Annotated in this window: 7 protein-coding genes and 1 pseudogene; 7 read left to right on the forward strand and 1 reads right to left on the reverse strand. The window is 52.4% G+C overall.

Annotation, left to right across the window (positions count from 1 at the left end; translation table 11 throughout):
* The first annotated feature begins 122 nt into the window (after positions 1–122).
* The 6 genes from CGZ75_RS04090 to CGZ75_RS04115 all read left to right on the forward strand — a co-directional run bounded on the left by CGZ75_RS04090 (position 123) and on the right by CGZ75_RS04115 (position 6,951).
* The gene (locus CGZ75_RS04090; protein ID WP_089522992.1) at positions 123–800 is read left to right on the forward strand and encodes a response regulator transcription factor; all 678 of its coding nucleotides are present in this window, start codon (positions 123–125) and stop codon (positions 798–800) included.
* A complete protein-coding gene (locus CGZ75_RS04095; protein WP_089522993.1) occupies positions 797–2,251 on the forward strand; it encodes a HAMP domain-containing sensor histidine kinase in 1,455 nt (484 codons plus the stop codon). The genes CGZ75_RS04090 and CGZ75_RS04095 overlap by 4 nt, the downstream gene beginning before the upstream one ends.
* Positions 2,235–3,299 (forward strand): extracellular solute-binding protein, encoded by a 1,065-nt coding sequence (locus CGZ75_RS04100; protein WP_176444672.1) that lies wholly within the window; start codon positions 2,235–2,237, stop codon positions 3,297–3,299. Before CGZ75_RS04095 ends, CGZ75_RS04100 begins: the two co-directional genes overlap by 17 nt.
* A 192-nt stretch (positions 3,300–3,491) precedes the next feature.
* Positions 3,492–4,619 carry a Fe(3+) ABC transporter substrate-binding protein gene (locus CGZ75_RS04105; RefSeq protein ID WP_089522994.1) on the forward strand — a complete coding sequence of 376 codons (1,128 nt, stop codon included), beginning with the start codon at positions 3,492–3,494 and terminating at the stop codon, positions 4,617–4,619.
* Between the two features lie 3 nt (positions 4,620–4,622).
* Positions 4,623–6,266, forward strand: coding sequence for an ABC transporter permease (locus tag CGZ75_RS04110; protein WP_089522995.1), 1,644 nt, complete (start codon positions 4,623–4,625; stop codon positions 6,264–6,266).
* Between the two features lie 4 nt (positions 6,267–6,270).
* The gene (locus CGZ75_RS04115) at positions 6,271–6,951 is read left to right on the forward strand and encodes an ABC transporter ATP-binding protein (RefSeq protein ID WP_089522996.1); all 681 of its coding nucleotides are present in this window, start codon (positions 6,271–6,273) and stop codon (positions 6,949–6,951) included.
* A gap of 120 nt (positions 6,952–7,071) precedes the next feature.
* On the opposite strand, the gene CGZ75_RS04120 is transcribed toward CGZ75_RS04115, so the two are convergent.
* On the reverse strand, positions 7,072–7,617 hold the full coding sequence (locus CGZ75_RS04120; protein WP_089522997.1) for a hypothetical protein: 546 nt from the start codon (positions 7,615–7,617) through the stop codon (positions 7,072–7,074).
* 328 nt (positions 7,618–7,945) lie between these two features.
* Here CGZ75_RS04120 and CGZ75_RS04125 point away from each other — a divergent pair.
* Positions 7,946–8,620: pseudogene (locus CGZ75_RS04125) on the forward strand (Y-family DNA polymerase); the annotation flags it as partial.

Genomic DNA, 8,620 nt, shown 5'->3' on the forward strand with positions numbered 1-8,620 from the left:
TTTTGGATGCAGGGCTGTCCGATTTTTAGCCGTGTTCTGATAAGGATTCTCATCTCGAATTCGTTGGGTTATACTAAGGGCATAACATCAGGATAGGTTCGGAATGAGAGGAATTGGACGGGATGAAGCGGATTTTATTCATTGAAGACGAGCGGCATATGGCGCGGTTCGTTGAGATGGAGTTGCGGCGCGAAACATTTGACGTGGTTTTGGCGTATGACGGGGAGACAGGTGCGCAGCTTGCGCTTGCCGAGGATTGGGATCTGATTTTGCTGGATCTGATGCTTCCTAAGCTGGACGGGCTGGAGGTATGCCGGCGAATCCGTCTGGCCAAAAACACGCCGATCATCATGCTGACGGCGAGAGACAGCGTCACAGACAGAGTTTCGGGCCTCGATTGCGGCGCCGATGATTATATGCCTAAGCCTTTTGCGATTGAGGAGCTTCTGGCTCGCATGCGAGTGATTTTTAGAAGGCAAACGGATCGTGATGAACCCGCTCAAGCGCTGCTTACGTTTCAGGATTTATCCGTCAATAGGGACTTGAGGGTTCTGAAAAAAGGCAGCACCGAGATCGGGCTTACCAAACGTGAATTCGATCTGCTGACAGCGCTTATGGAAAATGTCAATCGGGTGATGAACCGGGAATTGCTGCTTGATAAAGTGTGGGGGTTCGACGCGGCAGTTGATACGAATGTCGTGGATGTGTACGTCCGTTATTTGCGTAATAAAATAGACGAGCCAGGACAAGCCAGCTATATCCATACCGTGCGCGGCATCGGTTATGTGATGAAGCTATGACGCTTCAAGCGATGAAGCGGGTTTTGTCGCGTGTGCCGATTAGGTGGAAGCTAACCCTAGGGGCGGCTTTCCTTATTTTTGTGCTGTTTATTGCTTATAATAGTGCACAATATGTAGTTGTTGAAAAATGGATGATCGCTCAGGAGAAGACGGACACACGGCAAAAAATGAGTCAGATCCTCAATGAATTGCTGGAGAAGGAGAGTGGATTTACCGAAGCCGAGTTGCCACAGCTCCGAAGCTACTTAGACAAGAAAAACGAGAGTGACGAACTAATCCGCATCGTTGACCAGCAAGGTAATGGGGTGATTACAGTATCCAATGGCATTCCCGAGGAATGGATTGCACCTTCGCCCAAGGGGAAAACGGAAATTGCTATTACTGAATATTCCGGCCACTCCTTGTTGGTGATGAGAAGTCCGCTGACGATCTATTCATTCCATGGGACGGTCGAAATCGTCAAAAACATGGATCAGTTCAAACAGCTGACCGAAGCGATATTGCGGCTGTTCTTGCTGACCGGCCTCGGTGCTGTTGTGTTAAGCGGCTTGGGAGGCGGTTTGCTGGCGCGGCAATTACTGAAGCCGCTTCAGTCGATGGCTCAGACGATACGGAACGTCGAACAGAAGGGGCTGCAGGAACGGATGGTGCTGCCGGGCACCGAGGATGAGATCGCGACCTTGATGAAAATGTTCAACGGCATGATGGATCAAGTGGAGCGTTCTTTTCATCAGCAAAGCCAATTTGTTGAAGACGCCTCGCATGAATTACGGACGCCGATTGCGATCATGGACGGTCATCTGTCCTTGTTGCTGCGCTGGGGCAAAAACGATCCTGCGGCGCTGGAAGAATCCTTGAACATCTCCTATCATGAGCTCACGCGGCTGAAAGCGCTCGTGCAGGATCTCCTTTTGCTCACAAGAGAGGAAAAGGACAGCGACACCGCGGATGAACGTACACAGCGAGCGGATCGGACGATGCTGAGCCTGATTGGACAATGGGAGGAGCTGCATCCCGAATATACGTTTGAAACGGCCTTTGTCGGCTTGGCGGACTGGGAAATCGTCGTTTCCGAGGGGCATCTGGAGCAGATTCTGATGATTCTGCTAGACAATGCCGTGAAATATTCCGAGCCTGGATCCGCTGTGCGCGTTGCTGGCTCTGTGCGGGACGGTGCGGCGTTCATCGAAGTCGCGGACTGTGGAATCGGCATTGCTGAACAGGATTTGCCGCTTGTGACCGATCGTTTCTACCGGGTGGACAAGGCAAGAAGTCGCCAGCAAGGCGGAACAGGCCTTGGGCTGGCAATTGCCAAGCGGCTGGTCGAGCGTTACAACGGCAGCATGACGATTCGCAGCAAGGTAGCTGCAGGAACGACGGCCACGATTTCGCTGGCATGTCGTCCATATATTGAGAAGAGGGAGGTCGATTCCAGTGAAGGGGCGGATTAAAAGCACGGTTCTTCTCGCTGCGGCTATTTTTCTTATAGCGGGCTGCACATCCGGCGGTGAGAGTCGGCAAAATGTCCTCCAATCCGATGGCAATCGAAAAGTCGTCAACGTTTATACCGCAAGGCATTATGAGGTTGACAGCATGTTGTTCGAAGATTTTACCAAGCGGACCGGCATCGTAGTCAATGAAGTGAAGGGGACGCCGGAGGAGCTGGTGGAGCGCATGAAGCGGGATGAGGAAACCTCGTCTGCGGATTTGTTCATCGCTGTTGATGGGGGCAGTCTCCAGCTTGCGAAGCAGAATGACGTCCTTCAGCCGATGTCGTCGGAAGCTGTATTGCAAAATGTACAAGCGGAGTGGCGTGATCCCGAGCAATACTGGATAGGCATTGCCACGCGTGCCAGAGTCATCGTGTATGCCAAGGACCGCGTGCGGCCGGAGGAGCTGTCCACCTATGGGGAGCTGACGAGCGAGCGTTGGAAGGGCAAGGTGTTAGTGCGGTCTGCATCAAGCCTGTATAATCAATCGTTGCTTGCCTCGTTTATCGAGCTGAACGGCGCACAGGAGGCGGAGAAATGGGCGAGCGGCATCGTGCGGAATCTGGCCCGGAAGCCGGAAGGCGGCGACAGAGCCCAAGCTAAGGCAATCGCGGATAAAGTCGGCGATGTTGCCATTATGAATACGTACTATATCGGCCAGATGCTGGCTTCGAAGGACCCAGAGGAGAAGGAGATCGCGGAAGGTCTCGGGGTGTTCTTCCCGGATCAGCTGACGACAGGCACCCATATGAACATTAGCGGGATTGGACTGGCCAAGCATGCCCCGAACAAGGACAATGCGCTGGAGCTTGCCGAGTATTTGACGGGGCGAGAGGCGCAAACCTTGCTTACACAAGGCAGCTATGAATTTCCGGTTAACGTAGAGGCCGACATGCCGGAGCTGCTCAAGAGCTGGCAGACGTTCAAGCGGCAGCAGGTTGATGTTACAAGCCTCGCGCTCCTTCATCAGCAAGCGACGGATATTTTCAAGCGAAGTGGTTGGGAGTAAGGGCCGAGCGTTTAGCGGATAAAAATATTTTTTCACATCATTCTCTCATTTTCGGTTGATACAATGTTCCATAGACAGCAACGGTAATAATGATTCTCATTTGCAAGTACGCTTAACAAACTCTTTTTTTTCGAGAGTAAATGAGAATGAATATTATCATCAGTTGCACCGATATGGGGAGGAAACAAAAGAATGTTCACGAAACGCAGTCCACTTACTCTAGTTGTTTCGCTTATGACCGCAGCAACGCTGCTGGCAGGATGTGGAGCCGGCAACGCAGGTCAAAACAATACAGGCGCAGCTACGCCTGCACCATCAACGGCGCCATCGACAGCTCCATCCACCAGCCCGGAGCCAGCTAAGTCCGGCGGTGAAGTGAATATCTATACGGCTCGCCACTATGATGTGGATAAGGAACTGCATGCAGCATTCACCGAGCAAACGGGCATTAAAGTAAATGTTGTGGAAGGCAAAGCGCCAGAGTTGATCGAGCGCATGAAGCGCGAGGGCGCCAGCACGCCAGCCGATCTGTTCATTACGGTGGATGGCGGCATTCTGAATTCGGCCAAAACAGAACAGCTGTTGCAGCCGATCGCATCCGAGGTGATCGACAAGCAAGTTCCAGCGGATCTGCGCGACAAGGATAACAACTGGATCGGACTCTCGTCACGTGCTCGCGTTATCATTTATGCTAAAGACCGCGTGAAGCCGGAGCAGCTCTCCACTTACGAGGACTTGGCTACGGACAAATGGAAGGGCAAAATCGCCGTAAGATCGTCGGAGAACCTGTACAACCAATCGATGCTGGCTTCCTTCATCGACGTTATGGGCGAGAAAGAAGCAGAAGCTTGGGCTAAAGGTTTCGCAGCAAACTTGGCGCGTAAGCCTGAGGGCGGCGATCGTGATCAAGCCAAAGCAGTCGTAGCTGGCGTAGCTGATGTTGCGATTATGAATACTTATTATGTTGGCCAACTGGCAGCTTCCGAAGATGCCGAGGAGAAAAAGGTCGCTGAGCAAATCGGCGTATTCTTCCCGAATCAGCAAACGACTGGAACTCATTTGAACTTGAGTGGCGCGGGTCTCCTCAAAACTAGCAAAAACAAAGAAAATGCAATCAAGCTGCTGGAGTTTTTGACCGCAGCAGAAGCGCAAACGAAAATTTCGGCCGCTAACTTCGAGTTCCCGGTCAACAGCGAAGCGAAGCTTCCTGAGCTGCTGACAAGCTGGGGAACGTTCAAACATCAGAACATTGATTTTGCGAAATACGGCGAGCTGAATCCAAAAGCGGTTGAAATCGCTAATAAGGTCGGCTGGGAATAAGCCATGAAAAAGTCGTTGCTTCCGAGATCGGCCAGGAGGCAGATCAACGGATGGACGATGGCAAGCGTAATCGGGGCGGCAGTTGTTTTGCTGCCCATCCTTTATGTGCTGACCGGGTTGTTCCGTCCGGCAAACGAAAATTGGGACAAGGTTAAACAATTTTTGCTTACGGATTATATACTTGGGTCGGCAAAGCTGGTGATTTTCACCGGCTTTTTTGCCACTTTCATCGGGGTTGTGCTTGCTTGGCTTGTTGTAGGGTATTCGTTTCCGCTGCGCCGGTTTTACAAGTGGGCGCTTGTGCTGCCGCTGGCAATGCCTCCCTATATAGCCGCTTACACGTATAGCTCGATGACCGGTTATACAGGTGTTATTCAAGCGACGTTGCGCAATCGTTTTGATCTCGTTTTGCCGCCGGGTACGATCGATGTGATGTCGGATCGCGGAGCCATTTTTGTGCTGACGCTCTGTCTATTTCCGTATATTTTCATGCTTACTCGCGTTTTTCTGGAACGTCAAAGTGCCTCCTTTATTGAAAATGCGAGGCTGCTTGGACATAAGCCGCTCTCCGTATTTTTCAGAGTTGTGCTGCCGCTTGCTCGGCCCGCCATTATGGCAGGCGTTATGCTCGTCCTATTCGAGGTGCTCAGCGACTTCGGGGTCGCCAATTATTTTGGCGTACAGACGGTATCAACGGCTATCTTCCAAACTTGGTTCGGGATGTACGATGTGCAGTCTGCGATGAAGCTGGCAGCATGGCTCATGGTCGCTGTTCTTGGCCTCTTCATGCTGGAGCGTCTACTGCGGCGCAGCAGGCGGTATGCCAGTCCAACGAGCCGCAGCAATCCGCTCAAGCCACAGCCGCTGAAGGGGATTGCTGCATGGGGAGCGACTCTGTTCTGCACCCTTGTTTTTCTGCTGGCTTTCTTCTTTCCGATTGCCCAGTTGGTCGTTTGGGCGATTGAGACTGGCGGCACGGTATGGCGCTCCGATTTCCTCGATTTGACCGTAAACACGTTAAAGGGTGCTGGATTGGGAACGGCGATTGTGCTGCTGATTGCGATTCTGTCCTCAAGGGCGGCGCGGATGTTCGACTCGCCGTTCATGCAAGCTCTGACTCGCCTGTTGTCGGCAGGATACGCTGTACCGGGCGCGATCGTAGCGATCGGCGTGCTGGCCGTATTTATTGCGCTGGATGAGTGGCTCGCTCCATTTTACGGAATGCTGGGCAAAGAAGAAGGGGCGCTTGTGCTCAGCTTGTCGCTGGCGATGCTCATTACTGGCTATGTGATCCGCTTTATGGCAACGGGCTATGGGGCTTTGGAAGCCGGCTACGAAAAAATGCCAAAAGCCTATTCAGAGGCGTCACGGACGCTTGGCAGAAGCAGCCTGGCCACCTTCTTCCGGGTGGAATTGCCGCTGCTCAGGGGCTCGCTGCTGAGCGGGTTTGTGTTGACCTTCGTGGAGGTCGTCAAGGAGTTGCCGCTGACAATGCTGCTCCGACCGTTTAATTACGACACGCTGTCGACCCGCGCTTATCAGTATGCGACGGATGAACGTGTTTTTGACGCCGCATTGCCCTCGTTGTTTCTAGTTCTGATCGGACTAATCTCCGTACTCTTTATCCTTAAAGCTGAAAGGAGCTGAGCGAATGTCGTTTGTCGCGGTTGATGGAGTGACGTTTCGCTTTGCCGCTGGGCAATCCGCCGTTATTGAAGATCTGTCGTTCGCGATGTCACGGGGTGAAACCGTTGGTGTGTTAGGGGCGAGCGGCAGCGGGAAGAGTACGCTGCTTCGGCTGATTGCTGGACTTGAAATGCCGGAGCGCGGGAGCATCTCTATTAATGGCCGCGTGATCGTAGACGAGCGTGTTTTTGTGGAGCCGGAAAAGCGCGGTGTCGGCATGGTCTTTCAAGATTATGCGCTGTTTCCGAACATGACCGTCGCCGATAATATCGTATTCGGACTGCATAAGCTGAAACGGGAAGAGCGCCGCCTGCGGCTGGAGGAGATGCTGGAGCTGGTGCAACTGAGCGGATATGTCCGGCGTTATCCACATGAGCTGAGCGGCGGGCAGCAGCAGCGGGTCGCGCTGGCGAGAGCGCTTGCTCCGCAGCCGTCCGTGCTGTTAATGGATGAGCCGTTCAGCAATTTGGACGCTCATTTGAAAGCTGCGATTCGCAGCGAGCTGCGGCAGATTTTGCGGCAGGCCGGCACGACCTGCCTGCTGGTGTCGCATGACGAGGCGGATGTAGACGCGATTTGCGACCGCAGCCTGCATGTCCGAGCGGTGGAGGCAAGCGACTTCGGGAGTGCTGAGTTTGCCCGGTGAGTGACCTCGGGTATATACGATAGGTATAGGAATGCAAAAAAGCCGATCAATGAGCCCTTTTCAAAGCGGCTCTTTGATCGGTTTTTTTGGGTTGGGTTAAAGGTTTCGTGTTGTACTAACCTAAAGAGTTATTCGAAGCCAAGGGTCGCCGCTTCTTGAAGGAGACGATGTTTGGTAATTGAAATTGTAACCGGGCTCGCTCGTTAAGGTAACGTATTTGATCTCATTGTTCCCGAAAGCCGTTGCATTGCGATTAATCATTGAAAAAGTAAGCTCGCCTACCTTTTCGCCTCTGAAGTGAACGTCATACCAGGCCCCGCCAGTAGTTACGCCTAATACTTTGGTTTGTACCTCAAAGTGGGCGTTGCTGTTGAATCCAATAGGCGTTGTCGGATTGGGGTCATAGGCATCGTAAAATTTTTCGATGAAAACTAACGTATACCCTACTGCCATCCGGTTCTCGAGATTGAATCCTTTTGTGGCTAGGATACCGGTAGAATCGCCGCCATTACCATTGCTGTTTCCGTTGGCATTTCCATTTGCGGGGTACGGAGAAGCAGGGAAGAAAACACATGTTACGATGACTAGCAAAATAAACAAAACGAGAATGATGCCTAAGCTGGAGCCTTTAACATTGCTGATTGAAGCGGATTTCATACTGTCCATTTTTAACCCTCCAATTTTGGATTGCGATAGAAGGTGCTTATCTCCGGTTTAGGATGAAGCTCCTATAAACATATTATTCAAAAAGAAAGACTGTTGAACTTGGCAGTTGTCCTGATAGTTTTTAAATAAGTCTGCCGGATCCTCTCGGTAGGCTTATTTGGCGTTTCTGGTCATGGGACAAATGTATTATTTTCCCCCTTGCATAGAGAACATACATTCGCTATATAATACGTTTAGAACAAGATGCGAACATATATTCGTTCTCCCGTGGGGCAGACTTTCCGCGAGCCGCTCCCGACTCCGATTCCGCACAAAAAGGAGGTGTCCGATGGAAAGAGTTATTATGCTGGCTGATTGCCAGTCGTTCTACGCTTCGGTGGAGAAGTCCGCGCATCCCGAGTATCACGACAAGCCAGTTGCGGTGGGTGACCCGTCGCGGATGAGCGGCATCGTGCTGGCGGCGTGCCCGCTGGCTAAAGCGCGGGGCGTCACGACGGCCTCTCGGGTCGGCGAGGCACTGGCCAAATGCCCGGAGCTTGTTGTCATCCGGCCCCGGATGGGCAGATACATCGAGCTTTCACTGCTGATTACACGGATATTTGAGCGTTATACGGATCGACGCAGCGTATCGCGGAGGATATTCAGAACCACGTTTTGTTGTCCACGGGCGTTTGGTCACGGATCGGCATTGGGTCGACGAAAATTTTGGCGAAGATGGCAACGGACAATTACGCAAAAAAGAACGACGAAGGCATCTACGAGCTGAGTCCCGGCAAGCTGGAATCGACGCTGTGGACGCTTCCCGTCCATCAGATGTTTATGGTAGCCTCGCGCATGACTCGGCACTTCAACCGGATGGGGCTGAATACGATCGGCGATATCGCCCGTATGGACTTGGCCGAGTTCAAGCGGCGGATGCGGCTGGAGATGGGCAAACAAAGCGACATTCAGGCCGGTTATTACTGGCAGACGGCGCGTGGCATTGATCCCAGCCCGGTCGTCA

Source organism: Paenibacillus herberti (genome assembly GCF_002233675.1).
GTDB classification, from domain to species: Bacteria; Bacillota; Bacilli; order Paenibacillales; family Paenibacillaceae; genus Paenibacillus_O; species Paenibacillus_O herberti.

What these genes read in the sequence shown, in the direction of transcription:
- CGZ75_RS04110 (WP_089522995.1), top strand. Translation starts at nt 4,623, where the DNA reads ATGAAAAAGTCGTTGCTTCCGAGATCGGCCAGGAGGCAGATCAACGGA.
- CGZ75_RS04090 (WP_089522992.1), top strand. Translation starts at nt 123, where the DNA reads ATGAAGCGGATTTTATTCATTGAAGACGAGCGGCATATGGCGCGGTTC.
- CGZ75_RS04105 (WP_089522994.1), top strand. Translation starts at nt 3,492, where the DNA reads ATGTTCACGAAACGCAGTCCACTTACTCTAGTTGTTTCGCTTATGACC.
- CGZ75_RS04120 (WP_089522997.1), bottom strand. Translation starts at nt 7,617, where the DNA reads ATGGACAGTATGAAATCCGCTTCAATCAGCAATGTTAAAGGCTCCAGC.
- CGZ75_RS04095 (WP_089522993.1), top strand. Translation starts at nt 797, where the DNA reads ATGACGCTTCAAGCGATGAAGCGGGTTTTGTCGCGTGTGCCGATTAGG.
- CGZ75_RS04115 (WP_089522996.1), top strand. Translation starts at nt 6,271, where the DNA reads ATGTCGTTTGTCGCGGTTGATGGAGTGACGTTTCGCTTTGCCGCTGGG.